We start from the raw sequence: 24702 nt of genomic DNA, 5'->3' as shown, positions 1-24702 counted from the left end.
AAAGGGAAGAGAGATCATGGTCGAGATTCCATCCGGCAGCATTCCCTCCGCCGAAGTCGAGGATGTCGAACTTTATCATCCACACAGCTGGTGGACGAAATATGTGTTCAGCCAGGATGCCAAGATCATCGCCGTGCAATATTCGATCACCGCCATTTCGATTGGCCTGGTGGCGCTGGTGCTCTCATGGCTGATGCGGATACAGCTCGCCTTTCCCGGCTATTTCGCCTTCATCGATGCCGATCACTATTACCAGTTCATCACCATGCATGGCATGATCATGGTGATCTATCTGCTGACCGCGCTCTTCCTCGGCGGCTTCGGCAATTACCTCATTCCGCTGATGGTCGGCGCCCGCGACATGGTGTTTCCCTATGCCAACATGCTGAGCTACTGGATCTACCTGCTTGCGGTGCTGATCCTCGCCGCCGGCTTTTTCGCCCCCGGCGGCCCGACCGGGGCCGGCTGGACGCTTTATCCGCCGCAGTCGGTTCTCTCCGGCACCCCAGGCGGCAAGGACTGGGGCATCCTGCTGATGCTTTCGTCGCTGATCGTCTTCATCATCGGCTTCACCATGGGCGGGCTGAACTATGTAGTGACCGTGCTGCAGGGACGGGCGCGGGGGATGACGCTGATGCGGATGCCGCTCACCGTCTGGGGCATCTTCACCGCGACAGTGATGGCGCTCTTGGCCTTTCCGGCTCTCTTCGTCGCCTGCGTCATGATGCTGTTCGACCGCGTGCTCGGCACCAGTTTCTTTATGCCGGCCATCGTCGAAATGGGCGAGCAGCTGAAACATGGCGGCGGCAGCCCGATCCTATTCCAGCACCTGTTCTGGTTCTTCGGGCATCCCGAGGTCTATATCGTCGCACTGCCGGCCTTCGGCATCGTCTCGGATCTGATCAGCACGCATGCGCGCAAGAATATCTTCGGCTACCGCATGATGGTCTGGGCGATCGTCATCATCGGGGGCTTAAGCTTCGTCGTCTGGGCGCACCACATGTATGTCAGCGGCATGAACCCGGCTTTCGGCTTCTTCTTCGCCACGACGACGCTGATCATCGCCGTCCCGACGGCGATCAAGGTCTATAACTGGGTGCTGACGCTGTGGCGCGGCGACATCCACCTGACGCTGCCGATGCTGTTTGCCCTCGCCTTCATCGTCACCTTCGTCAATGGCGGCCTGACCGGCCTCTTCCTCGGCAATGTCGTCGTCGACGTGCCGCTGTCGGATACGATGTTCGTCGTGGCGCATTTCCACATGGTCATGGGGGTCGCGCCGATCCTGGTCATCTTCGGAGCGATCTATCATTGGTATCCGAAAGTGACTGGGCGCATGCTGAACGACATGCTCGGCCATATCCACTTCTGGATCACCTTCCTCGGCACCTATGCGATCTTTTTTCCGATGCATTATCTCGGCCTGCTCGGCGTGCCGCGCCGCTACTTCGAAATGGGCGAGACGGCCTTCGTTCCGCCTTCGGCCCATTCGCTGAATATCTTCATCACGGTGATGGCGCTGATCGTCGGGGCCGGGCAGATGGTCTTCCTGTTCAATCTGGTGTGGAGCCTTTTCCGGGGCAGGGAGGCAGGCGGCAATCCGTGGCGGGCGACGACGCTCGAATGGCAGACGCCGCAGACGCCGCCTGCGCATGGCAACTGGGGCAAGGATCTGCCTGTGGTCTACCGTTGGGCCTATGATTACAGTGTGCCGGGGGCGGCTGAGGATTTCATCCCGCAGAATGTGCCGGCAGACGGCGGCGTCACCCGGGAGATTCCGGCATGAACGTCACCCTGATCTTCCTTGCCGCAGTCGCCGCCGTCATCATCTGGTGGCTTTCCGGGCAGCGGCTGACATCGAAGCCCTGGCTGGAAACCGGGTCGATGCAGCTGCCGGTTCATGACGGCGCCGACCGGTCACCGGTGCCGGCGGTGAAAATCGGCCTTTTCGTGTTTCTCGGCGTCGTCGGCGCGCTCTTCAGCCTTGCCGTCAGCGCCTATTTCATGCGCATGGCGTCGGCGGACTGGTGGGCCACGCCGGTTCCGCGGCTGCTCTGGGTGAACAGCGCAGCACTTGCCTTGAGCAGCGCCGCGCTGCAATGGGCCAAACGAGAAGTGCGGCATGGCCGCATGGAAGGCCTGCGGCCGGCGCTTGTGACAGGGCTTGCGCTTGCGGTCTTCTTTCTCGTCGGACAGATCCAGGTATGGCGGGAACTGACGGCGGCCGGCTACATCCTCACCGACAATCCCGCCAACAGCTTCTTCTACATGCTGACCGGCCTGCACGGATTGCATATTCTCGGCGGGCTCGCCGTGCTTACCCACACGACGGTCAGGGCGTTCTCAACCACGGTCGCATCGGACAAGCTGTGTCTCAGCGTCGATCTCTCCGCCATCTATTCGCATTTCATGCTCGCCGTCTGGCTGTTGCTCTTTGCGCTTTTTGCCGGCTGGGCGAATGATTTCGTCGATCTCTGCCGCACGTTGCTGAACTAGGGGCTGAAGAGGAGGTTGCAGATGGCACAGACTATCGAGACGCACGGCGAGCCAGGTCTGAGGCCGGCCGGCCTGCGTGGTGTCGCCGCCGATTTCAGCTCGGATCAGCGCGCCTTCAAGACCGCCTCCTGGGGCAAGGCGATGATGTGGATCTTTCTCTTGAGCGACACCTTCGTCTTCGGCTGTTTCCTGATCGCCTACATGACCGCCCGTATGTCGACGCCCGTGCCATGGCCCAATCCGAGCGAGGTTTTCGCGCTTCACATCGGCGGACAAGACGTTCCGCTAATCCTGATCGCGATCATGACCTTCGTGCTGATCTCGAGCAGCGGCACCATGGCGATGGCGGTCAATTTCGGCTATCGCCGCGACCGCCGCGTGACCGCGATGCTGATGCTGCTGACGGCACTTCTCGGAGCCTGCTTCGTCGGCATGCAGGCCTTCGAATGGACCAAGCTGATCACCGAAGGCGTGCGCCCCTGGGAGAACCCATGGGGGGCCGCACAATTCGGCTCGACCTTTTTCATGATCACCGGCTTTCACGGAACCCACGTGACGATCGGCGTCATCTTCCTCATCATCGTCGCCCGCAAGGTCTGGCGCGGCGATTTCGACGTGGAACGGCGCGGCTTTTTCACCAGCCGGAGAGGGCGCTACGAGGCCGTCGAGATCATGGGCCTCTACTGGCACTTCGTCGACCTGGTCTGGGTCTTCATCTTCGCATTTTTCTATCTGTGGTGAGGTCGTCATGAGCGAGACAACGGCGCATGGGCAAAGCCCGCATGCACAAGCCCTGCACGCACAAGATCACGGGCAGCAGCATCCGATCCGGCTCTATCTCTTCGTCTGGGGCCTGCTCTTCGTGCTCAGCGCCTTTTCCTATATGGTCGATTATCTCGGCATCCAGGGTTATCTCCGGTGGACGCTGATCCTGCTGTTCATGATGCTGAAGGCCGGGCTGATCGTCGCTATCTTCATGCACATGGCCTGGGAACGGCTGGCGCTGGTCTACGCCATCCTGCTGCCGCCGCTGCTGGTGCTGGTTTTCGTGGCACTGATGGTATCGGAAGCGGATTATACGATCTTCACCCGGCTGGCTTTCTTTGGGGCTGGGCCTTAGATATCGGTCATCAGGTGCGACTATCTCAACCGGAGCAATTATGGCCGAGATTTTGCTGTTCCATCACGCACAAGGGCTGACCCCTGGAGTGCGCGCCTTCGCCGACGAGATCAGGGCAGCCGGCCACATGGTGCACACGCCTGATCTTTTCGACGGGCGCATCTTCAACAGCATCGAGGAGGGGCTTGCCCATATCGGCGAGGTCGGCTTCGACGCCGTCAGGGAGCGCGGTGTCCGGATCGCCGACGAATTGCCGGTCGAGCTCGTTTATGCCGGGTTCTCATTTGGCGTGCTGCCGGCGCAGAAGCTGGCGCAGACACGGCGCGGCGCCCGCGGGGCTCTGCTTTTCTATTCCTGCCTGCCGATCAGCGGCGAATGGGCCTTCGGACCCTGGCCGGACGGCGTCGCCGTCCAGATCCACGGCATGGACAACGATCCGATTTTCGCAGGCGAGGGTGATATCGACGCCGCCCGCGAGATCGTGGCGAAGGTCGAGGATGCGGAGCTTTTCCTCTATCCCGGCGATCAGCACTATTTCGCCGACAGTTCGCTGCCGTCCTATGACGCGGAGGCGACCGCGCTCCTCACCGCCCGGGTGCTCGCGTTTCTGGATCGCGTCTGATCCCGGCGTCACACTGTCGCTCATCCCATCAATCCGCATGCAGCAGCGGCGAGGCCCTCAGCGTCTCGACCATGTGGTCGATGAAGGCGCGAACGCGATGGGGGACGGGGCCGCCGGCAACGTGGACGGCGTGAATCAGTTCCAAGTCTCCCGGGTTGCAATCCTCCAGCAAGGCGACAAGGCTTCCCTCGGCAATTTCAGCCGCGACGTGGAACCGGCCGAGACGGGCGATGCCAGCGCCGGCAAGGGCCATCTGCTTCATCGTCTCGCCATTGTTGACAACAAGGCTTCCCGATACCGGCTGCTCGATATCCTTGCCGTCGCAGCGGAAGGGCCATGACGGCCGAGCGCGGCGGAAGCTGAAGGTCAGGCAATCGTGATGTTCGAGATCGGCCGGGATCTGCGGCCGCGTCTTCAGCGCAAGATAAGATGGCGAGGCGCAGACGACGCGCCGGGACTGGCCGAGCTTGCGGGCGATCAGGCCGCTATCCGGAAGGTTTCCCATGCGAATGGCGACGTCGGTTTTCTCAGCGACCAGATCGACGATGCCGTCGGTAAGGCTGAGCTCGACGATGAGATCGGGGTTGCGGGCGACGAAATCAGGCATGGCGGGTGCGACGAACATTGTTCCGAGAGGTACGGTGACGCTGACGCGCAGCCGGCCGCGAACAGCGCCGCCCGCCGCTTCCTGATCGGCGTCGTTCAGATCCTGCAGGATTCTGAGTGCCGCGCGATGATAGGCTTCGCCTTCCTCCGTCAGCGTCAGGGCGCGCGTGGTACGCAGCAACAGGCGCGTTCCGAGCCGCGCTTCCAGCCGGGCAATCAGTTTGCTGACGGCGGACGGAGTGATTTCGAGGCTGCGGGCTGCGGCCGAAAAGCCGCCCTCCTGGACCACGCGGGCGAAGACTTCCATCTCGCCTGAACGCTCCATCAGAACGCGCATCATTGAGGAATCTCGTTCACAGGTGCATGTCCATTTCAGGCAATAGTTCTTTGTCTTCTCAGATCATAAATTGGTCCAGAACGCAATTTGGAGACCAGATGATGGACTTGAAACTGACCGACAGGACTGCACTCGTCACCGGCGGCACCGCCGGCATAGGGCTGGAAATCGCCCGCGCGCTCGCCGCCGAAGGCGCACGCGTCGTTATCACCGGCCGCGACCGCGGTAAACTCGACGCTGCCATTGCCGATATAGCGGCATCGGGCGCCAAGGGCGTCAGCGGGATTTTGGCCGATGCCGGTACCGGTGAGGGGGTTGCCGAGATCGCCAAGGCGGCGCCCTCCATCGATGTCCTCGTCAACAATCTCGGCATCTATGAAAGCAAAGCATTCAACGACATCAGCGATGCCGACTGGAGCCATCTCTTCGAAGTCAACGTGATGAGCGGGGTGCGCCTGTCACGCATCTATCTGCCCGCCATGCTGGAGCGGAACTGGGGCAGGATCATCTTCATCTCGAGCGAATCCGCGCTCGCCATCCCGCAGGATATGATCCATTACGCCACCACCAAGACGGCGCAGCTTTCGATTGCACGTGGATTGGCACAATTGACACGCGGCACCAACGTCACCGTCAATTCGGTGCTGCCCGGGCCGACCCGATCCGACGGGATCGAAGCCTTCCTGCGCGGCCAGGCGAGCGATCCGTCCGCGCCGATCAAGCAGATCGAGGCCGAATTCTTCGCAACCGCACGCTCCGCCTCGATCCTGCAGCGCATGGTGGAGGCCGAGGAAGTGGCAAACCTGGTCGCTTACCTCGCGAGCCCCCGTTCGTCCGCTACCAACGGCGCGGCACTCCGTGCCGAAGGCGGCCTCGTCAACACCATCTCGTAAGGGATGGCGTGACCTATACACCGCTGACGATCACAGCCGTCACCTTTGCCGAACGGAGCAAGGCGGCGGCCGTGGCTGGATTGCGGATGAGCACCGGACGAGCGCGGAGAGGCGGGGCCAAAAATCCCTACCAAAACGCGTTCTAAAACGTGATGGAGGTCGCTTCGGGCGAGGATCTCGGCAATGATGGACGTCTTTCGCGCTCCGATCCTGTCAGGCCATGCTGTTCATTCCGCTTCCCTTCGCCGTCGCTATTCTGCTGCTTATCCTCTTCATCGCCGTTCTCAGGCGCGACGAGGAGGCGGCGCCGAACCGGCCGTTTCTGGCGCTCATCCTGCTTGCCGCGCTGCAATCCGTGCTCTCCGGCCTGCGTTGGGGATATGGGGTGCATACGGTGGGGATGGTCGCGCCTGTCATCGCGGCGTTGGTGCCGCCGCTTGCCTATGCCGGGGTTTCCCGGCTGGTGAGGACAAGCCGGCGGCCACTGCCGGCGCGGATGGCCCTGCATGCCATGCCCGCCGCGCTTATCCTGGCGCTGATGACCGTCTGGCGGGATGCGATCGATATCGCGCTGGTGCTTGTTTTTGTCGGATATGCCGTGGCCATCCTGCTTCTGATGCGCCCAGGCGCCGATGCGCTGCGGCTGGCGCCTTTCGAAGGGGCGGTGCCGGCCTATAGGGCGATCATCTTTACCGCCGCCGCCCTGTGTCTCTCGGCCGCGATCGATACCTTCGTCTTCCTCGACCTCACCTCGGCCCATAGTGCGCGTGCGCTGATGCTGATCAGTATCGGAAATCTTGCCGTCCTCGTCATCCTCGGCATCGCGGCGGCCGCCGTCAGCCGAAGCCGGGCGCCGGCCGAAATGCTGGAGGTGGCGCCGCGGCCGGAGACGAGCGAGGACAAGGAGACGATCGCCACGGTCGATGCGCTGATGGAGGCAAAAAAACTCTATCGCGATGCCAATCTCAATCTCGACCGGCTGGCCCGCAAGACCGGCATCCCCGCCCGCCAGATATCGGCGGCGATCAACCGGGCGATGGACAAGAACGTCTCGCAATATGTCAATGATTACAGGATCGGCGAGGCCTGCCGGCTGCTTGCCGGAACGGAAAAACCGGTGACCGAGGTCATGTTCGAGGTCGGCTTCCAGACCAAGTCCAATTTCAACCGTGAATTCCGCCGGGTGACGGATATGACGCCGGTTGCGTGGCGGCAGAGGAAAGGGTGAGGGCGCGGGCCACGCGCAAAAAATAGCCGATGATGCAGCGAGGCGTTATGCTGCTGGAAACTTACGGATTGTTGGGCGACGTCTTCGAGTGAGCGTGGTCGCAAGCGCGCCGCCGATTTAGCTTTTAGGTGAAAGAGGGTCCTATGGTCTTGAAGATGTACGTTGATGATAGCGGTCTTTTTCACGAGCCTGTCTCATGCCTTGGTGGGTGGATCGCTGATGCAGAAACATGGAGGCGTTTTAATGAAGATTGGAAGAAAGAACTGCAAATCGAACCTCGACTTGATTATTTCAAACTTCGCGAGGCGAAGGCGGGACGAGGCCAATTCAGCAGGATCTCAATAGAAGAAAAGGATCAGCGGATTAAGCGATTCATGCAAATTATTGCTGATCATAGACTGATCTACGGAACAATACTGATTTCACCTAAAGTCTTTCGAGACAGGTACCTGCAAGCGGGTCACCAGCCGCCATCGATCTATCTAGCCTTGCTTTATATGCTAGTTACCGAAACGCTCTCTTATACGGCCAGCAAAGGAAAAATTGATCCTATCGAATTTGTGTTCGATGAGCAGGGCGGTCAAATGCGTCAGATCTTAGAGGCTTGGACCGAATTCCGTTCTTGCTGTCCCCCCGAGGTTTCGAATCGCATTCCGGAATCTCCTGTATTCGTGACTGATCAAGAAGCTCTGCCACTGCAGGCTGCCGATGCTCTCGTTTGGTATCAGAGGAGAAGTGCAATTCGTTCCTTGAACGGTGAGGCCGTCGAAGAATCACCATTTCCTTGGGCTGGAACCGATCAAGACCCTTCCGGTTTCATCTCAGCAGCCCTCAGCGCCGACCACGGTGGAGCCACAGTAATCGCATTCGACGACGGGCCGAAAGCGTTCTTCAGAACGTAATCGCAACCCTTAATCGCTTTCAAGCAGGCACAAACTACAAAGCAGGGCTTATTCAGCTGCTGTCGGCGCCTCAATCAGAGAGCTATTGCACGTCCTCGATCGCGATCGAGCACCGCCTGAAACATGTTCGAGGTCGCAGTTTTGGCGTCGGCGGCCATGTTGCCGGCATGAACACGACATCAGAACATGACCGAAACCTTGCCGCCAAGCTCAGATCGCTTTCGATCGAACCCGCGGCCTTGAAGACGGAGCCGCCGAAGCCTCATGCCCGGCGGCGCACGATCCCTGGCGCAATGCTCGTCCTTGCGGCGACGGCATCGCTGGCTGCGGTTCTCTTCAATGGAGCTGAGACGCTGCAGCGCATCGAGACTGCGCTTGCGGGTTTTTCGGGCAGCGATCTTGCGATATCAGCCGATAGGATGGAGGGCGGCGGTCCCGCTGCTGAGGGAGTGCAGGCCCCGACCGAGGATCGAGCGAAGAGCACCGCTGCGCCACCCCGCGAGGTCACCGGCTCCGGCTATGTCGTTGCCCCCGACGTCGCCACCGTCTTTTCCAAATATGAGGGCCGGATCGTCGCGGTCGGGGTGGAGGCGGGCGACAGCGTCGTCGCCGGGCAGGTGCTGGTGCGGCTGGAGGATGCCAGCGCACGCTTTTCGCTTCGGAGCGCGGAGATTGCCCGACGGGCGGCAGTGTTGGCGCTTGCTGCAAGGACTATCGAACTTGCGCAGGCGCGGTCGTCATTTGCGCGCACCGAGCGGCTGGCCGGGCGCGATGCCCTGTCGGTGCAGACGCTGGAGGAGGCGAAACGGCTGTCGACAGGGCCGAAAATGCCGCGCTGCAGGCACGGCAGGATGTCAAAAAAGCGGAGCTTGAGATCGACAAGGCGCGTGAGCAGGTGGAGGCGCTGACCGTGCGGGCGCCGATCTCCGGCACTGTCACGCGGCTCGACGCGCATGTCGGCGACACGGTGCTGTCGCGCCAGGACAGCGTGCGGGAGGATCAAAGCCTGCTCGCCATCACCGATACGGCGAGCCTGGTCATCGATGCCGATGTGGCCGAGGCCAATATCGCGCTGATGCGGCCGGGCCTCTTGGGCGAGGCGGTGCTGGACGGCTTTCCCGGCCAACCCTTTGCAGTCGAGGTGTCAAAGATCGCGCCGGTCATTTCGCGGGAGAAGGGGACGGTGACGCTACGCCTGTCGCTGATGTCGCCGCCTGCCGGCATGCGGCCTGCCATGGCGGCGCGCATCCGGCTCGTGGTGGGGGAGGAGGCGGGTGTGGGTGCCCATCACCCGCCCTCGTCCTTCGAGGCTCCGGCCTTTGGCCTGCACACCTCAGGATGAGGGCGGCCACCGGTTACCGGCCACAGATCAACCAACCACCAAGGAGCAGAACATGACCGACACTCAAGATCCCTATATCGCGCTTGCCGGCGTCAGGAAGGCGTTCCGGATCGGGGCGGAGACGATACCGATCTTCTCGGGGCTCGACCTTTCCATTCCGCGCGGCGATTTCGTTGCGGTCATGGGGCCGTCGGGTTCGGGGAAATCGACGCTGTTGAATATGCTGGGCGGCATCGACAGCGCTGACGCCGGTGAGATCCGCATCGGGCGCAGCCATCTCGAGCAGATGGGCGAAGGGGCGAGGGCGGCCTGGCGGGCGCACAGCATGGGCATCGTCTTCCAGTTCTACAATCTGCTGCCGATGCTGAATGCGGCGGAGAATATCGAGCTGCCGCTGCTCTTGAAGCCGCTGACGCGCAAGGAGCGGCGGGCGCGCGTCGATACGGTCATGGATCTGGTCGGGCTTGCCGGGCGGCAGCGGCAGTTTCCGTCGAGCATGTCGGGCGGGCAGCAGCAGCGCGTCGGCATTGCCCGTGCCATCGTCGCCGATCCCGATCTCATTCTCTGCGACGAGCCGACCGGCGATCTCGACCGGAAATCGGCCAATGATATCCTCGAGATGCTGGATTTGCTCAATCGCGAGCTTCGCAAGACCATCATCATGGTCACGCATGATCCCGAGGCCGCCGCTTTTTCCCGGCGCACGCTGCATCTCAACAAGGGCGAATTCGTCGAGGGGGACGGCCGATGAGTTTTTTCCAGCTGATGCGGCGCAATGCCTGGCGCAAGCGGCTGCGGGCGATCCTGCTGATGTTTTCGGTCGGTATCGCCTTCCTGATCTACGGACTGACGGGGAGTTTCGTCAGCGGCAGCCAGGGGGCGGCCGGCGCCAGCGCCAACCTGCTCGGCGTGTTCAACAAATCGGGCCGGGGGCTGCCGCTGCCGATCGCTTATCTCAACCGGATTGCGGCGCAGCGCGATGTCGCGGCCGTCGCCTATACCGCGCGCATGCGGGGTTTCGTCGAGGTCGAGAAGAATGTCGTGGCCGTCAGCGCGGTTGATCCAAAGGCGATTGCCGCCGCCAACGGCGCCGAACTCGGGCTGACGCCAGAGCTGATCGCGGCGCTGGAAGTGGGTCGCGACCGGGTGCTCGTCGGCAGGGCATTGGCCGAGGCGCAGGGCTGGTCGGTTGGCCAGCGCATCGGCCTCACCAGCCAGCTCATGAAGGCCGATGGCAGCCGGAACTGGAGCTTCAGCATCGCAGGCATCTTCGAGGGGGCCGATACCAGCACCGATACCTATTTCATGCTCGCCCGCTACGACATGGTCAATTCAGCCCGCGCGCGGGACAGGGATACGGTCGACGCCTTCGTGGTGCGCCCGCGCGAGGGTGTCGCCTCGGGCGTGCTGGCGGCGCGCATCGACGCGCTCTTTGCCAATTCGGCAGCCGAGACCAGGACGCAATCGGAAAAGCAGTTCCTCGAAGCGTTTCTGCGTCAGTTCGCCGATGTCGGGCTGATCGTCAGCCTCGTCGTCGGCGCCGCTTTCGTGACCATCCTGATGATCTCGGTCAACACCATGCTGTTTGCCATCCGGGAGCGCCGTTTCGAAATCGGCGTGATGAAGGTGCTCGGCTTTTCCCGCGGGCGGATCGTGGCGCTCATTCTCGGCGAGACGCTGTTCATCTTCGCCGTCGGCGGGGTGGGCGGGCTCATTCTGGCGAAGCTCGCGACGCTGTCGATCGGGCCGGAATTCGGCCTCGTCTTCAGCGGTGGGGTGCTGCTGAAATCCACCGCGATGATTGCCGGGCTCGGCCTGCTGACCGGGTTGCTGCCTGCGGTGAACGCCATGCGTCTGCCGATCGTCAACGCCTTCAAAACGAGATAAGCCAATGTCATCAGCGCTCAAGCAGACCTTTCTCATGATCAGAGTCAATCTCGGCAGCCTGCCGCGGCGGCTCACGATTTCGCTGTCGATGGTGCTGTCGGTCGCCCTCGTGGTGGCGGTGCTGGCAGGCTTTCTGGCGATGGCGCGCGGCTTCGAGGCCGCTCTTGCCGGCGCCGGCTCGCCCGATATCGTCGTCATCCTCGGCGGCGGCACCAATCAGGAAACCGGTTCGGACGTGCCGGCAGATGCGATCCGCAGTCTGACCGCCAGCAGCGGCGACACCGGCATCGTGCGCGACGGCGCCGGCGGGCTGGCGCTGTCGCGCGAGACCATCGTGCCGATCGACGTAAAGGGGAGCGACGGCGCCGAGCAGACGCTGTCGCTGCGGGGCATGGATCTCACCGGGCCCCATCTGCGCGGCCGCGCCCGGCTTTCTCAGGGGCGGCTGTTTGCGCCGGGTGCGCGTGAGATCGTCGTCGGCGCCCGCGTCGCAGACGCTTTCCCCGGCTTTGCCGTCGGCCAGAGGGTGCGGTTCGGCGCGGTCGATTGGACCGTCGCCGGCCATTTCACCTCAGGCGGCAGCGCCTTCGAATCCGAGATCTGGGCGGATCTGGACGCGGTGCAATCGATCTTCGGCCCCCAGGGGCAGGTGCAGAGCCTGCGCGTGCGGCTCGATGGGGGTGATCCCGTGCGTGCATTGGCGGCGCTGCGCCAGTGTCTGTCCGATATATCGGGCACGTCGCTCACCGCCATCCCGGAGGCCGATCTCTATGCCGCGCAGGCCGAGCGCACCGAGAGCCTGATCCGCCTGTTCGGCTGGCCGATCGCGCTGCTGATGGCGGTGGGTGCGACGGCCGGCGCCCTGAACACGATGATGAGCTCGGTCTCCGACCGCGCCATCGAGATCGCCACACTGCGCCTCCTCGGCTTTGCCCGCCTGCCGGCCTTCGCCGCCACCTGGGTGGAGGCGGTGCTGCTCTCGGCTCTCGGAGCGGCAATCGGCGTCATCGCCTCGCGGCTCGCCTTTGACGGCTGGCAGGCGAGCACGATGGGCGCCAACAACACCAAGATGGCGTTTCAGCTTGTGGTGACGCCGGATGTGCTTTTGACGGCGGGTTTGCTCGGGCTGGCCGTCGGGGTGATCGGCGGCGCGCTGCCGGCGCTGGCGGCCGCGCGGCTGCCGCTGAGGGCGGCGTTGCAGGCGAGGGGGTAGCAACGCAATTCCGGCTACGTTGAAGACTGTGCCGTGTAGCCCCCTTCTGTCTGCCCGGCATCAGCCTGGGCGAGCCATGGGTCTCGCCCGTGCTTCGGACCCCCGCTGGGGAGAACTTCGCGTCCACAATCGATGCTCTGAAGAAGGGCGAGACGTCACCGCGATGCCTCTCCCCAGCGGGGAGAAGATGCCGGCAGGCAGATGAGGGGCACACGGTAAAACTTCTATTGCCTGTCCCTATCCTTACACGTTGCGAATTCATGCAATTTCCAGTGCCTTAGCGAGCGAAACGCGCCAAGCAGCGAAACCTGGCCACCCCTTTACTCCTCCACCACCTCAATCTCCGGCCGCCCGGCAAGCGTCAGCCGCAGGCGGCCGCGGTCGGCGCGTTCGAGTGTGATCGGGCCGGCCTTCTCCTCCAGCCGCCGGCGCAGGAGGATCAGCCGGGTTTCCAGATTGTCCTTGAAGTCGGGCAGTTGCAGGCGACGGTCGCGGCGGATCTCGCGGTTCAGAAAATCCCGCTTGCCGGTGCGCGCGTAGTCTTCGAGGAAGTGCAGGAGTAGCCGCCCCGGCACACCACGGATCAGATAGTCGTCGTCGACGAACAGGGAGCCGTCGCGTGGATAGAAACGAACGGCGATGCGCCGGCTGGCGGGCGCGCTGGCGGCCTCGTCGGCCGGGGCCTCGGCCTTTTCCCGGCCATTCGTCTCCGCCCGCTCGCGTTCCTCGGACAGGAAGGAGAGCGCGGTGGCGAGATGGGATGCGATTATGATCAGCGCCTCCTCGTCGCGATGGCGGAAGGTGAAGCGCTCGGTCGATTCCGAAAACAGCAGGCCGACGAGCCTTCCCCGCGCGACAAGCGGCAGCGCGATCTGGCTGAGCGGCTTTTCGAGCGCCGGAAGCGGGATCGGCGTCGCATCCTCGACGCCCGCCATGGCCTGCACGGCCTTGATGTAGCGCAGGCCGCGGCTGAGATCGGTGATCCGCACGTTGCGCCGCCGCTCGGCCGCAAGTCCGATAATGCCGCGCCCGGCCGGAACCTCGGCGCCGAAGCCGAACTGGTCGTAGCCCCGGCTGCCGATTGTCGTCAGCCCGCCACGTTCGCCGTCCGGCACCAGCACCATGGAATTGTGGTAGCCGAAGAGCTCGCCCAGGCCCTCGAGCGTGGCGTCGAGCAGCGTTTCGGGATCGCTGCAATTCGACATGCGTGCCGTCAGCCGCGCCACCTTGCCCATCAGGTCGGGCAGAAAGAGCGGCTGAGGCTCGACCAGCGGATTGGCCGCCGGCACGGCCCGGCAGTCCTCAACCCGGTAGATGTCGACGGCGCGCAGCTTCATGATCCCGCTCATCCGGCTTTCCAGGATCTCCAGGTGGATCGCCATCCGCTCGAATGTCTCGCCCTCCGTCTCGGAGCGCTCGAACGCCAGGTCGAGCACGTGCTGCTGGCCGCTATAGCCGTCGACCACCATCACGGTCGCGAGTCCGTTGCGCGCCACATTGGCGGCCGTCTTGGAGAAGAACTGGTCGGAGAGCGCCACATGCCTCTCATCGACGTAGTGCACGTGCGAGAGATAGGAAATATTGGGCATTCCGTCGGCATCGGCGGTGGCGATGATGGAGGGAATGATGCCCTCGAAGCTGTCCCGCAGCCCCTCCAGCGGAATCATGCGGCGGCTTCCGGCATCAGCCTGCGTCCGGCGCCGGGCCCCGGCGTCTGCTCGAAGATTTCCTGCGGCTCGATCGTCAGGCAGACGAGGTCCTGGTCCGACAGCGTGCTGGAGAGCTGCATGCGGGTGACCCCGAGCGCCATCATCAGCGCCAGCTGTTCTGTGACATAGGCCTCGCCCCATGCCCGGCCTGCGGCATCGGCCGGCCCTGCCGTGAGGATCCGGCCCTTGACCTGGCAGGCCTTATAGTCGGCGGGCCGCACATAAGTCATGGCAATCGGCCGGCCGATCTGCGCCTCGCTGACGGCTTCCGGCCATTGGCAGCGGGAGGCGAGAAAGTGCAGCTGCCCGCTCTGCCGGTCGACGCGCACGCCGGAGCCGCGGCCAATCATTGGCCGGCCGGCCTCGTCGCGTGTCGCGAACAGGATCATGACGGGACTTTCGATGAATTCTGCGAGTTCCGGCCCCAGCATGCTTTTCCCCACCCCAAGTCAGGCGATGATAGTTACTTAGGATATTCTTAGCAATCGTTCCAAGTGCTTAGGATGGTTTTAGGAAGCGCTTCGCAAGGGCCTCGGTTATCTCACCGTCATCGACCCGGCGCACAAAAAGAGGCGCCTGATAACGAGAGGAAAACCATCATGAGCCATGAATTCTCGCTTACCAGCATTCCCGATCTCAACGGCCGCTACGACATTTACGGCGCGATCCACAAGGGGCTGCGCAAGGCCGGCTGCGACCTGCTCGGACGCCTCGGCACGGCCGATTTCCAGAATGTCGAGGAGACGGTCCTCCTGATCGGCGACCTGCGCCATTACCTGATGCTGGCCGCCTCCCATGTCACGCACGAGGACGACAACATCCACACGGCGCTTGCCGACAAGGGCGTTTCGACCGTCACGCTCGACGAGCAGCACGACGACCACCGCACCGCGTTCCGCGAGCTGGAAGAGCTTGTGGTCGCCTGGGAAAAAGCCTGGCCGCTGCACAAGGCAGCCTGCGGCCGCAAGCTTTATCTCGCCTTTGCCGCCTATATCGCCGACGACTTCGCGCATATGCACGAGGAGGAGGCGGTGACCGGCCCGCTGCTGTGGCGCAACTTCGACGATCAGGAAATATTCGGCATTGAGATGCGCATCATCGGCTCCCTGCCGCCGGAGAAAAGCATGGCCTTCATGCGCATCATGATCCCGGCCATCAATCCGGCGGAGCGGGCGGCACTGCTCGGCGCCATGAAGAAGGATGCGCCGCCGGAAATTTTTCAGGCGGTCATCGACTTCGCCGTCCGTCCGGGGCTTTCCGCCGGCGACTTCGCCAAGCTTGCCGACGCGCTGAAGCTGGCCGCCTGAGAAGAAGTTGCGGGCGGAGGACCGAGGTTCCGCCCGTGGCATCGCCTGTTAATTTGCGGAGAAGAACCATGTGCAAACCAAACGGCGAGGCCGGCACTCCGGCCAAGTGTCCGTGCCGCGGCGACTGTGGCGGCTGCCCCCATTTTGCTTTCGACGATGGCGCGCGAGAGGATCGCCGCACAGCGCCTGGTCCACACATCCGGGCCGGGCGCCAGTCCGCCGATCTGCTGGCGAAATTCGCCGAAGCGCTCGGCGCGGCGGGCCTTTCTAAATGAAGCAAGCCCCGGGGCGAATCATCTGCGGCGCGTTCGAAGGGGAGGGAAGGTGCGATGGCGTACAACCGCGATTTATTCGCCTCCGGGTCGACGGTTTATGGAGCTGGGTTGCAGCTTTCTCGCGATGATCGGAGCTCGCGCCATTGCCTGTGGGATAAGAGCCGCGAACTTCGCCGCTGCCCCATTGACAACATCTTCTCGCCTTTTTGCCATGGACGTTTGCCCGCGCCGCGTTTCCGATCAGCCGATTCCGGCCGGTCGGGCGGCGACTTAGCGATCCGATGAACAGGGCAACATGGCGATATGACAATCTACTATGTGAACTCAGCGACTGGCTCCGACCGCAACGGCGGAACGGGCCAGAACTCGGCTTTTGCGACTTTGTCCAAAGTGGAATCCTTGACGTTGAAACCGGGCGACAGCGTGCTGCTCGCCAAGGGCAGCGTCTTCAACGAGCAGTTCGATATCAAATATTCCGGCACCGAGAGTGCGCCGATCAAGATCGGCAGTTACGGGACGGGGGCCGCACCCGTCATCCACAGCGGCGGCGACGGCATTCACAGTCTTTATGCCTCGAACATCGTCATCGAGAACCTGAAGATATCGAACACCGGCGGTGCGGCCATCTATGGCGGCGATGTCACCAACTGGACGGTCCGCAATGTCGAGATTGCCAAGAGCGGAATGTCGGAAAACGCAGGTGCCGTCACCTTCAGGAGCAGCAAGAACGTCACGGTCGAAGACAGCAAGATCTCCGATGTCAAAGGCGACGGCTTCTGGATCGAAAAGGTCAGCGGCGTCAAACTTCTCAACAATACCGTCACCAGCGCCAATGGCTCGACGGCCGATGCGATGCAGCTCAACGACAGCAGCAATATTCTGATCAAGGGCAATCATCTCGACCAGACTCATGCCGTCAGTCCGAAGGGGGGGATCGCGCTGGTGCGGGCCACCGATGCCGTGGTCGCGGACAATGTCCTGACCGGCGGCGGCTTCGGCATCAGCGCGCCTGGAGGTAAGAACGTCGCCATCCACGGCAACGACATATCGGGATATCACGGTTACAGCTGGTCCTTCGCCGTCGGCCTCGGCGATCAGGGCAGTGCGCGCGATTACGACATATCGGGCAACCATATTCACGATGGCGCCTGGGGCGTGGCGGTCAGTGGCGCCACCGGCTCCAGCTATAGTCTCACTGGCATCAAGGTCCACGACAATGTCTTCGACGACCTCACGCAGGCGGCGCTGAAGGTCGACAGGCCGGCATCCGGCTCCTTCTACAACAATACCATCGAGACCGGCGTCAAGGCCACCAGCATATCGCCTGCCATCGTCGACGCGCACACCTTTTCCGTCAGTAACAACCAGACGGTCGCAAATGTCGAGACGGCGCTTGCAAGCACCGAGACCAAGGCTGCCGCGACGACGGAGGCGGCTGTCGACCCGGCGGTCGTCGCCGTCCATGACAATCTGAAGATCTTCACCGATACGGGCGAGGCCCATCGCGGCAATCTCCTGGAAAACGACAGCTCGGACAACGACACCTTGGCGCTTCGCCGCTTCGGCGACGAAGCCGTCGGCAAGCACGGACTGACGCTGACCGGCGACTATGGCTCCATCCATGTGGACCGGGAGGGCAACTATGCCTACACGCTCGATGAAACGAAGCTGCCCGACGACCATAGCGGGCATGTGAGCGAGTCCTTCAGCTACCGCATAGACGATGGAACCTCCCATCACAGCGACGCGGATACGCTGACCGTCTTCATCCACATGGATGGCTTGCTGAGCTGAGGTTAGGGGACGGTCTCCCTCCGCCCTCATCCTGAAGCGCGCCCCGTGAGGAGCGTTGAAGGGCGAGGGCGGGCGGCCATCCCCTGACGTTAATTGCAAAACGGTCCGTTACCGTTTCATTCACCTTTCGGTCGCTATTTTATAGACTATTTTCTCTTAAGTTGTATTGTCGAGAATGCAGCCACCGCCAGGCTTCTCGGGAGCATCGCAGGCCACAGCCTGTCTACCGCCGTAATGACAATAGAAGATTGTCTTATGGCCTTTCGCCCCGACCGCATCCGATCCACTGATCGCAGCTGATCCCCACACGGCTGCGCGACAATGCGAGCATATGGCGATATGACAGTCTATTACGTGAACTCGGCGACAGGCGCCAACAGCAACGCTGGCACGAGCGAGGATGCGCCCTTTGCATCCTTCTGGGCGGTGGAAAATTTGAAGCTGCAGCCCGGCGACACCGTGCTGCTCGCTGCAGGCAGCGTGTATAACGACCAGCTCGACCTGAAATATTCCGGCACCGTCAGCGCCCCGATTACCATCGGCAGCTATGGGATCGGCGATGCGCCGGTCATTCATAGTCCCGGCGACGGCATTCACAGCCTTTATGCGTCGAACATCGTCATCGAGAACATCAAGATCTCGGATACCGGCGGTGCCGCCATTTATGGCGGCTATGTCTCGAACTGGACGGTGCGCAATGTCGAGGTCGATCACACCGGCTTGGCAGGCAAGTCCGGTTCGGTCACCTTTCGGACGGGCTCGAACATCACCATCGAAAACAGCACGATCAACGACGTGAACGGCGACGGCGTCTGGATCGAGAAGATCAACGGCGTCACCCTTCTCAACAACACTGTCACCAACGCCCACGGCACCACGGCAGATGCCGTGCAGATGAACGACAGCAGCAACATCCTGATCAGCGGCAATGTTCTCGACCAGACGGGCGCCATTAGCCCTAAGGGCGTGCTGACGCTCATCCGGCCTGTGAATGCGGTGATCGAGGACAATACGCTGGTTGGCGGCGGCTTCGGGGTTAGCGCTCAGGCGGGCACGAATATCGCCATCCACGACAACGACATTTCGGGATATGGCGGCTACAGCTGGTCCTACGCCGTCGGCCTCGGCGACCAGGGCGACACGAGGGACTATGATATCTCAGGCAATTACATCCATGACGGCGTATGGGGCGTGGTGGTCAGCTCTGCCGGCACCACCAGTTACGTTCGTGAAGATATCGATATTCACAACAACGTTTTCGACGACCTGTCGCAGGCGGCGCTGAAGGTCGACAGGCCTGCATCCGGAGCTTTCCACGACAATCTCATCGCCAGCGATGTCACGCCCTACAGCATATCCCCTGCCATCATCGCCGCGAACACCTTTCCCGTCAGCAACAACACAACGCTCGACGAGGCTGACGCCCTGTTTGTCAGCCTCGATAGTCACGCTGCCGGCGATACAGCGCATGCGGACACGGTCCCGACAATCGTCGCAGCCCATGACAGTTTGAAGATCTCAGCCGACATGGATGCCGCCCATCACGGCAATCTCCTTGAAAACGACAGTTCGGCCAATGGGATCCTGCTGCTGCGCCGCTTCGACGGCGAAGTCGTCGGCAAGAACGGCCTGACGCTGACCGGCCAATACGGCAGCATCCATGTCGACGATCATGGCGACTACAGCTACACGCTCGACGCGGCGAAGCTTGCCGGGCTTAGCGGAGATGTGAGCGAGACGTTCTATTATAAGATTTCGGACGGGGCCGCGCATCATTTCGATACGGATACGCTGAGCATCTCCATCGATGTGGACGGTGTGCTGACCTGACAGGGATAGCGGCGGCAAACTCATCGGCCGCCGAGCAGGATCCTGGTGACGTCGATTTCGATTTCCGCACAGATGATCTCGTATTCGGTGACGATCGCCGGGTCGGCCGACCTATCCTTGCGCATGCGATCAAGAACGGCGCAGGCCCCGCCATAGGCTCCGCAGAGTTCGTAAAGATGGGGTTGGCTTGCCGCGGCGGCCCTGATCGTTGCCCGCGTTGCGGGCAGCCTCATCATCAGCCTGGCCAGCCCCTGTTCGGCGATTTGCCGGACGATGTGTGCCACGCCTACTTTTCTGACCATGCCATCAACCCTCGCTGCCTGTATTCCGCTGTCGAGAGTTGGTACGCAGGAATGCTGCATCTGGTTTCATGCCGGATGCAAAGTCGCCGTTTAAAAACTCGATGATGAAGGAAGTCCGGCAGGGCCAGCGCTGGTGACTGGCGGCTTTCTCCTGCGCTATCCGCTCAGGAAGAAAGGCCGATCGTGATAGTGGCGGACAGCACGCCGCCATCGAGCTTCTCGAAGTCGAATATGTGATCGGCGGCGTCTTGCGGGATGATGCCGTCCGCTTCGTTGCGGGTATCGCGGGGAGGGCGTCCGAGATAGTCCGGGTGCTCGCCATAGATGATGTCGCTCAGCGTATCGTCGAAATAGATCTGGCTGACGAGAAGCTCCTTGCCGTCGACGAGGATGCGGCAGTGAACATGTGGCGTGCGGCCCTGGTACCATCCGGGATAGGCCGTCAGGAAGCTTGCCTGCCCCTCAGCATCCGTCAGCTGGCGCCCGCGAAAGGCGAGGCCGCTGATTGCCTCGGCATCGCCGAGCGTACACATTTCGGCCGCCTCGCGGCCGGAATAGATGCCACGATGATCGGTATGCCAGATTTCGATATCGGCGCTCTCGACCGGCCGGCAATCGGCGGCATGGACGATGCGGACGGCCAGCCGCAACGGCAGCCCGGCCTTTCCTTCCGAGACGTCCTGGCGGGCCGGAATATTGTTGACATGGCAGGGGCCAAGGGTTTGGGCTGATGTCACGATGCAATTCGGACGGCTGCGGAAGAGCGGCGCAGGCAATTTTTCCAATGTGACCGACTTTGTGCCGCCGCTCAGGAAATCCGTCCCCTTCCAGTCGAATGTCCTGGCGGCAACGGTGATATGCCGCCGTGGCCAGATCGCCGCCGCAGCCACGGTCGAGGCGACGATGGTCGCACCTCCAAGCACCAGGGTTCGCCTTTGCATGAGTCTTCCTTTGTCGAAGGCACTGCGTGTAAGGAGGATGCGCAGGAAACTCCAATGAATTCCAGTCAATGATGGAGGGCAGAGAGAGCCAAAGTCTCCAAAACTCGCCATTCCCGGTCATGCAGCCTTTACAGCGCGTAGCGTCTTTTCAGATGCGTAAGGTCGCTGTAATTCTTTGCGGCAGCCATCCGACATTCGTTGCTGAGCCAGGGCGGGGCACATGGAACCAACACACTTATTCGAGCTCGTTATCGCGATGTTTCTCGCGATCATCGCGCTGCAATATGCCGCCCATAGGCTCGGCCTGCCGCCGTCCGTCGCGCTGTTGACCGGTGGTGCTTTGCTGGCGTTCGTGCCGGGGCTGCCGGCGATATCGGTCGATCCCGAGCTGGTGCTGGTTATCTTCCTGCCGCCGCTGTTGATGGATGGCGCCTGGTCGATCGCGCTGTCGCGGCTGCGGCGGCATATGATCGGCATCGCTTCGCTTGCCGTCGGCGCGGTATTCTTCACCTGCATCGTCGTGGCCGTTGTCGCCCACCTTATCTTTCCGTCACTCCCCTGGGGCGCCTGCGCGGCACTGGGCGCGATCGTTGCGCCGCCGGACGCGGTTTCGGCGCGCGCCGTGCTGGAGCGCGTACGATTGCCACGGCGGCTGCAGATTCTGCTGGAAGGCGAGAGCCTGCTCAACGATGCGAGCGGCCTGGTACTCTTCCGTTTTGCCGTTACCGCTGCCGCGACAGGCGCTTTCAGCGCAGCTGAAGCCGTCGGCAGTTTCTTCGTGCTGGCGCTGGGCGGCGCCGTCGTCGGCATCGCGGTCGGATTGGCATGGGTCAAACTCATCCGCCATCTCGGCGACGATTATCTGATCATCGCGGCCACCGTGCTGCTCGGCTGGATTTCCTATCTGTTGGGCGAACTGCTGCATGTCTCCGGCGTCATCGCCACCGTCAGCACCGGGCTGATCGCTTCCTGGCATCAGCACACGGTCTTTTCAGCGGCGACGCGCATGCGCGGCACGTCGTTCTGGACGGTGATGATCTTCCTGATGGAGGCTGCGGTCTTCACACTGATCGGGCTGTCGCTGCGGGACGTCGTCGAACGCGGCGGCGGCTTCACCACCGTGATCGCGACAATGGGTCTGCCGATGCTGGCAATCATTGTGGCACTCGTGGCTGCGCGGTTTGCCTGGGTCTTTGCCTCCGATCTCGTCATGAGGTCATGTGCCGCGCTGGGGTTCACCCGTGCCCGGCCGCTCGGAGCAGGCGGGGCGACCGTTCTAAGCTGGGGAGGTGTGCGTGGGGTAGTTACGCTCGCCTTGGCGCTGAGCCTGCCCGAGGGTTTCCCGGGCCGTGACTTCATCCTTGCCACGTCCTTTGCCGTCATTCTCGGAACCGTGCTCGTGCAGGGCACCACATTAGGGCGGGTGATTGCCTGGGTGCGGCTGGCGCCGGAGACGGAAAGAGCGCGCCTGACCATGAGCCAGGCCGAAGCCGCCATGGCGCAGGTGCAGTTCGGGATCGTCCAAAACCTGGCCTATGACGCAGAGGGAAAGCTCATCCACCCGCAATTGCTGGAGCGCTATCAGCGCAGGGCGACAGCGATCGTCGACTATGCCGAGAGAACCGAGCATTACGTGCCGCTGCTCCATGCTCATTTTGACGTCGTTCTCGAAGCGGTTGCGACAGGGCGTCGTGAACTCATTCGCCTCCACCGCGCCGGCGACATCGATGACGAGACGCTGGGCGAGCTGGAACGGGATCTTGATCTCGAGGAATTGAGCGCGATCTCGGCCAAGGCCTGACGTTCACGCCACTGCAATTCTCCGCCTCCGGCATCCCGCTCTAAATGGCGATCTGTTCGCCGAGTTCGACGACGCGGTTTGACGGCAGGTTGAAGTAATCGGAGGGATCGATCGCCAAGCCTTCCAATACCATGAATATGCGCTCCTGCCAGCCGGGCAGGCCGGTGTTCGGCGTCCTCACGAGGTTCCGGCGGCCGAGATAGAAGGAGGTCTTCATGATCTCGAACTTGAAGCCTCCCTCCCGGCAGAGCGCCAGCGCCCTGGTGACATCGGGGTCGTCCATGAAGCCGAAGGTGAGATCGAGGCGCACGAAGCGCGGCGAGAGCTGGCTGATCTTGATGCGGCGGCTGTCGGGGACATAAGGTTCGTCTTCGGTCCAGACGGTCAGGATGACGTTCTGTTGGTGGAGCACGTGGTTGTGCTTGAGATTGTGGAGCAGAACATTCGGCGTCCGATCCGGGACGCTGGTCAGGAAGACTGCCGTTCCCGGAACGGTGACCGGTGAATGGTCCGACTTTCGCTCGATCGATCTGATGAAGGAATCGAGCGGGATTTCATTGTTGGCGCGCAGTCTCTTCAGATAGGCCTGCCCGCGGGTCCATGTCCACATCAGGATCATGATCGCCAGCGCAAGGGCGACCGGAACCCAGCCGCCATCGTAGATCTTCAAGAGGTTGGCCGCCAGGAACAGGACTTCGATGATGAAGAGCGGCAGCAGCAGGGCAGCGGCGAGCACGAGGGAGTAGCCCCAGACGGCGCGGAGGAACTGGAAGACCAGCATGGTCGAGATGACCATGGTTCCGGTCACCGAGATACCGTAGGCCGTCGCCAGCGACTCGGAGTCGCCGAAGGAAAAGATCAGCATCAAGACGCCGACCAGGAGGAGAAGATTGACGCTCGGCACGTAGATCTGGCCGGTGTTGGTCTCGGAGGTGAACTTGATCCGCAGCCGCGGCAGGAAGCCGAGGTGAACCGCCGAGCGGGCCAGCGAAAACGCACCTGTTATGACAGCCTGGCTGGCGATGATCGTCGCCATCGTCGCCAGCAGAACCACCGGCAGCAAGGCCCAATCAGGATACATCAGAAAGAACGGATTGGCAGCCGTTTCGGGATGGGCGAGAACGAGCGCGCCTTGTCCGAGATAGTTGAGGAGCAATGCCGGAAAGACGAGCACGAACCATGCCGTCTGGATCGGCCGGCGCCCGAAATGCCCGAGATCGGCATAGAGCGCTTCGCAGCCGGTGACGGTCAGAAAGACGGCGCCGAGCACGATCAGGCCGATAGTGCCGGCATGGGTGAGGAACAGGAATGCATTGACCGGATTGAGCGCCTCCAGAATCGTCCAGTCGTCACCGATATGGATCAGACCGCCCGCCGCCATCGCCAGAAACCACAACACCGTGATCGGCCCGAAAAACATCGAGACGGCAGCAGTTCCCCGCGACTGGACGCCAAAGAGAACGATCATAATCGCAGCCGACGCAAGCGGGACGTAGTCCGCAAAGGCGGGGGTAACCAGCTTCAGGCCTTCGAGCGCCGACATCACCGACAGGGCAGGCGTGATCATCGCATCGCCGATGAAGAGAGCCGCTCCGATCAAGCCGGCGAAGAAGAGCACGGGTACGTTTCGCCCCATCTTCTTCATCAGGAGGGCGAGAAGCGAAAGCGTGCCGCCTTCGCCGTCATTGTCTGCCCTGAGAAGGAAGAGCACATATTTGAAGGTCACAATGATCGTCAGCGTCCAGACCATCAGCGAAATGAGCCCGATGACCTCGGCCTCGTGCACGCCATCGGCGGCAAAGGGCCTCAGTGCCTCACGAAGGGCATAGAGCGGGCTGGTGCCGATATCGCCATAGACGACGCCGATCGCGCCGACGACCAGTCCGACAAAGCCCTTTCGGCTGGCACCTTCACCCGTCTTGTCTGCATGTGTTGACGTCATGGTTCCCCGCTCATGCCACCTGGCCATGAACACAAACATATGCCGCATTGCAGAACGGCAAGTAAATTGATGCGGGTGCGAATTTTTTGTGAGGGGTGGAGGCGGGGAAAGAGGGCAGAATCCCCGAGTGACGTCTTAAGCGGTTGGACCGGCGA

21 protein-coding genes and 1 pseudogene are annotated in these 24702 nt (G+C 62.2%); 16 read left to right on the top strand and 6 right to left on the bottom strand.

Features of this window, described 5'->3' with window-relative positions; genetic code table 11:
* The first annotated feature begins 16 nt into the window (after positions 1 to 16).
* From ctaD to BBJ66_RS08995, 5 genes are read left to right on the top strand one after another with little or no spacing between them, the layout of a single operon-like run.
* A complete protein-coding gene (gene ctaD, locus BBJ66_RS09015; RefSeq protein ID WP_049732485.1) occupies positions 17 to 1786 on the top strand; it encodes a cytochrome c oxidase subunit I in 1770 nt (589 codons plus the stop codon).
* Complete coding sequence (locus BBJ66_RS09010) at positions 1783 to 2496, top strand: cytochrome c oxidase subunit 3 (protein WP_071086438.1); 714 nt, start codon at positions 1783 to 1785, stop codon at positions 2494 to 2496. Before ctaD ends, BBJ66_RS09010 begins: the two co-directional genes overlap by 4 nt.
* Before the next feature lie 21 nt (positions 2497 to 2517).
* Positions 2518 to 3237 carry a heme-copper oxidase subunit III family protein gene (locus tag BBJ66_RS09005; protein ID WP_071086436.1) on the top strand — a complete coding sequence of 240 codons (720 nt, stop codon included), beginning with the start codon at positions 2518 to 2520 and terminating at the stop codon, positions 3235 to 3237.
* 7 nt (positions 3238 to 3244) lie between these two features.
* On the top strand, positions 3245 to 3616 hold the full coding sequence (locus BBJ66_RS09000) for a cytochrome C oxidase subunit IV family protein (protein WP_049732482.1): 372 nt from the start codon (positions 3245 to 3247) through the stop codon (positions 3614 to 3616).
* A gap of 40 nt (positions 3617 to 3656) precedes the next feature.
* Positions 3657 to 4238, top strand: coding sequence for a dienelactone hydrolase family protein (locus BBJ66_RS08995; protein WP_049732481.1), 582 nt, complete (start codon positions 3657 to 3659; stop codon positions 4236 to 4238).
* A gap of 28 nt (positions 4239 to 4266) precedes the next feature.
* Here the strand turns inward: BBJ66_RS08995 and BBJ66_RS08990 are convergent, their stop codons facing one another.
* A complete protein-coding gene (locus BBJ66_RS08990; protein WP_071086434.1) occupies positions 4267 to 5184 on the bottom strand; it encodes a LysR family transcriptional regulator in 918 nt (305 codons plus the stop codon).
* A gap of 98 nt (positions 5185 to 5282) precedes the next feature.
* Between BBJ66_RS08990 and BBJ66_RS08985 the strand changes: the two genes are divergently transcribed.
* From BBJ66_RS08985 to BBJ66_RS08960, 7 genes and pseudogenes are all read left to right on the top strand, one after another.
* A complete protein-coding gene (locus tag BBJ66_RS08985) occupies positions 5283 to 6074 on the top strand; it encodes an SDR family NAD(P)-dependent oxidoreductase (RefSeq protein ID WP_049732479.1) in 792 nt (263 codons plus the stop codon).
* A 220-nt stretch (positions 6075 to 6294) separates the two neighbouring features.
* A complete protein-coding gene (locus BBJ66_RS08980; protein WP_071086432.1) occupies positions 6295 to 7302 on the top strand; it encodes a helix-turn-helix domain-containing protein in 1008 nt (335 codons plus the stop codon).
* Between the two features lie 143 nt (positions 7303 to 7445).
* Positions 7446 to 8204 carry a DUF3800 domain-containing protein gene (locus tag BBJ66_RS34575; protein WP_128146164.1) on the top strand — a complete coding sequence of 253 codons (759 nt, stop codon included), beginning with the start codon at positions 7446 to 7448 and terminating at the stop codon, positions 8202 to 8204.
* Between the two features lie 167 nt (positions 8205 to 8371).
* Positions 8372 to 9546, top strand: a pseudogene (locus BBJ66_RS08975) (efflux RND transporter periplasmic adaptor subunit).
* 52 nt (positions 9547 to 9598) lie between these two features.
* Positions 9599 to 10297, top strand: coding sequence for an ABC transporter ATP-binding protein (locus tag BBJ66_RS08970; protein WP_049731721.1), 699 nt, complete (start codon positions 9599 to 9601; stop codon positions 10295 to 10297).
* Entirely contained in the window at positions 10294 to 11433 is a 1140-nt protein-coding gene (locus BBJ66_RS08965; RefSeq protein ID WP_049731722.1) for an ABC transporter permease, read from the top strand. The genes BBJ66_RS08970 and BBJ66_RS08965 overlap by 4 nt, the downstream gene beginning before the upstream one ends.
* 4 nt (positions 11434 to 11437) lie before the next feature.
* Entirely contained in the window at positions 11438 to 12646 is a 1209-nt protein-coding gene (locus BBJ66_RS08960; protein ID WP_071086430.1) for an ABC transporter permease, read from the top strand.
* Positions 12647 to 12966: 320 nt separating this feature from the next.
* Here BBJ66_RS08960 and BBJ66_RS08955 read toward each other — a convergent pair whose 3' ends face one another.
* Together BBJ66_RS08955 and BBJ66_RS08950 are read right to left on the bottom strand one after the other, a co-directional pair.
* A complete protein-coding gene (locus BBJ66_RS08955) occupies positions 12967 to 14313 on the bottom strand; it encodes a GAF domain-containing protein (protein WP_071086428.1) in 1347 nt (448 codons plus the stop codon).
* Positions 14310 to 14786 carry a hypothetical protein gene (locus BBJ66_RS08950; protein WP_049731725.1) on the bottom strand — a complete coding sequence of 159 codons (477 nt, stop codon included), beginning with the start codon at positions 14784 to 14786 and terminating at the stop codon, positions 14310 to 14312. Before BBJ66_RS08950 ends, BBJ66_RS08955 begins: the two co-directional genes overlap by 4 nt.
* 168 nt (positions 14787 to 14954) lie before the next feature.
* Here BBJ66_RS08950 and BBJ66_RS08945 point away from each other — a divergent pair, with 168 nt between their 5' ends.
* The 3 genes from BBJ66_RS08945 to BBJ66_RS08930 all read left to right on the top strand — a co-directional run bounded on the left by BBJ66_RS08945 (position 14955) and on the right by BBJ66_RS08930 (position 19561).
* Positions 14955 to 15662 (top strand): hypothetical protein, encoded by a 708-nt coding sequence (locus BBJ66_RS08945; protein WP_071086426.1) that lies wholly within the window; start codon positions 14955 to 14957, stop codon positions 15660 to 15662.
* A gap of 578 nt (positions 15663 to 16240) precedes the next feature.
* Positions 16241 to 17731, top strand: coding sequence for a right-handed parallel beta-helix repeat-containing protein (locus BBJ66_RS08935; RefSeq protein ID WP_049731728.1), 1491 nt, complete (start codon positions 16241 to 16243; stop codon positions 17729 to 17731).
* A gap of 339 nt (positions 17732 to 18070) precedes the next feature.
* Positions 18071 to 19561, top strand: coding sequence for a right-handed parallel beta-helix repeat-containing protein (locus BBJ66_RS08930; RefSeq protein ID WP_071086424.1), 1491 nt, complete (start codon positions 18071 to 18073; stop codon positions 19559 to 19561).
* Between the two features lie 20 nt (positions 19562 to 19581).
* Here BBJ66_RS08930 and BBJ66_RS08925 read toward each other — a convergent pair whose 3' ends face one another.
* Both BBJ66_RS08925 and BBJ66_RS08920 read right to left on the bottom strand, forming a co-directional pair.
* The gene (locus BBJ66_RS08925) at positions 19582 to 19863 is read right to left on the bottom strand and encodes a nodulation protein (protein WP_071086422.1); all 282 of its coding nucleotides are present in this window, start codon (positions 19861 to 19863) and stop codon (positions 19582 to 19584) included.
* A 164-nt stretch (positions 19864 to 20027) separates the two neighbouring features.
* Complete coding sequence (locus tag BBJ66_RS08920) at positions 20028 to 20804, bottom strand: dioxygenase family protein (RefSeq protein ID WP_071086420.1); 777 nt, start codon at positions 20802 to 20804, stop codon at positions 20028 to 20030.
* A 220-nt stretch (positions 20805 to 21024) separates the two neighbouring features.
* Between BBJ66_RS08920 and BBJ66_RS08915 the strand changes: the two genes are divergently transcribed.
* On the top strand, positions 21025 to 22605 hold the full coding sequence (locus tag BBJ66_RS08915; RefSeq protein WP_071086418.1) for a Na+/H+ antiporter: 1581 nt from the start codon (positions 21025 to 21027) through the stop codon (positions 22603 to 22605).
* A 40-nt stretch (positions 22606 to 22645) separates the two neighbouring features.
* Here the strand turns inward: BBJ66_RS08915 and BBJ66_RS08910 are convergent, their stop codons facing one another.
* Positions 22646 to 24547, bottom strand: a complete 1902-nt coding sequence (locus BBJ66_RS08910; protein ID WP_049731733.1) for a potassium transporter Kup — start codon at positions 24545 to 24547, stop codon at positions 22646 to 22648.
* Between the last annotated feature and the right edge of the window lie 155 nt (positions 24548 to 24702).

The organism is Rhizobium sp. RSm-3 (genome assembly GCF_001854685.1).
In the GTDB taxonomy this organism is placed as follows: Bacteria; Pseudomonadota; Alphaproteobacteria; order Rhizobiales; family Rhizobiaceae; genus Rhizobium; species Rhizobium ecuadorense.
This window is presented reverse-complemented; position numbering and strand designations above follow the sequence as displayed.

Excerpts from the sequence above, each read along its gene's own strand:
- ctaD (WP_049732485.1), top strand. The coding sequence starts at position 17 with ATGGTCGAGATTCCATCCGGCAGCATTCCCTCCGCCGAAGTCGAGGAT.
- BBJ66_RS09010 (WP_071086438.1), top strand. The coding sequence starts at position 1,783 with ATGAACGTCACCCTGATCTTCCTTGCCGCAGTCGCCGCCGTCATCATC.
- BBJ66_RS09005 (WP_071086436.1), top strand. The coding sequence starts at position 2,518 with ATGGCACAGACTATCGAGACGCACGGCGAGCCAGGTCTGAGGCCGGCC.
- BBJ66_RS09000 (WP_049732482.1), top strand. The coding sequence starts at position 3,245 with ATGAGCGAGACAACGGCGCATGGGCAAAGCCCGCATGCACAAGCCCTG.
- BBJ66_RS08995 (WP_049732481.1), top strand. The coding sequence starts at position 3,657 with ATGGCCGAGATTTTGCTGTTCCATCACGCACAAGGGCTGACCCCTGGA.
- BBJ66_RS08990 (WP_071086434.1), bottom strand. The coding sequence starts at position 5,184 with ATGATGCGCGTTCTGATGGAGCGTTCAGGCGAGATGGAAGTCTTCGCC.
- BBJ66_RS08985 (WP_049732479.1), top strand. The coding sequence starts at position 5,283 with ATGGACTTGAAACTGACCGACAGGACTGCACTCGTCACCGGCGGCACC.
- BBJ66_RS08980 (WP_071086432.1), top strand. The coding sequence starts at position 6,295 with ATGCTGTTCATTCCGCTTCCCTTCGCCGTCGCTATTCTGCTGCTTATC.
- BBJ66_RS34575 (WP_128146164.1), top strand. The coding sequence starts at position 7,446 with ATGGTCTTGAAGATGTACGTTGATGATAGCGGTCTTTTTCACGAGCCT.
- BBJ66_RS08970 (WP_049731721.1), top strand. The coding sequence starts at position 9,599 with ATGACCGACACTCAAGATCCCTATATCGCGCTTGCCGGCGTCAGGAAG.
- BBJ66_RS08965 (WP_049731722.1), top strand. The coding sequence starts at position 10,294 with ATGAGTTTTTTCCAGCTGATGCGGCGCAATGCCTGGCGCAAGCGGCTG.
- BBJ66_RS08960 (WP_071086430.1), top strand. The coding sequence starts at position 11,438 with ATGTCATCAGCGCTCAAGCAGACCTTTCTCATGATCAGAGTCAATCTC.
- BBJ66_RS08955 (WP_071086428.1), bottom strand. The coding sequence starts at position 14,313 with ATGATTCCGCTGGAGGGGCTGCGGGACAGCTTCGAGGGCATCATTCCC.
- BBJ66_RS08950 (WP_049731725.1), bottom strand. The coding sequence starts at position 14,786 with ATGCTGGGGCCGGAACTCGCAGAATTCATCGAAAGTCCCGTCATGATC.
- BBJ66_RS08945 (WP_071086426.1), top strand. The coding sequence starts at position 14,955 with ATGAGCCATGAATTCTCGCTTACCAGCATTCCCGATCTCAACGGCCGC.
- BBJ66_RS08935 (WP_049731728.1), top strand. The coding sequence starts at position 16,241 with ATGACAATCTACTATGTGAACTCAGCGACTGGCTCCGACCGCAACGGC.
- BBJ66_RS08930 (WP_071086424.1), top strand. The coding sequence starts at position 18,071 with ATGACAGTCTATTACGTGAACTCGGCGACAGGCGCCAACAGCAACGCT.
- BBJ66_RS08925 (WP_071086422.1), bottom strand. The coding sequence starts at position 19,863 with ATGGTCAGAAAAGTAGGCGTGGCACACATCGTCCGGCAAATCGCCGAA.
- BBJ66_RS08920 (WP_071086420.1), bottom strand. The coding sequence starts at position 20,804 with ATGCAAAGGCGAACCCTGGTGCTTGGAGGTGCGACCATCGTCGCCTCG.
- BBJ66_RS08915 (WP_071086418.1), top strand. The coding sequence starts at position 21,025 with ATGGAACCAACACACTTATTCGAGCTCGTTATCGCGATGTTTCTCGCG.
- BBJ66_RS08910 (WP_049731733.1), bottom strand. The coding sequence starts at position 24,547 with ATGACGTCAACACATGCAGACAAGACGGGTGAAGGTGCCAGCCGAAAG.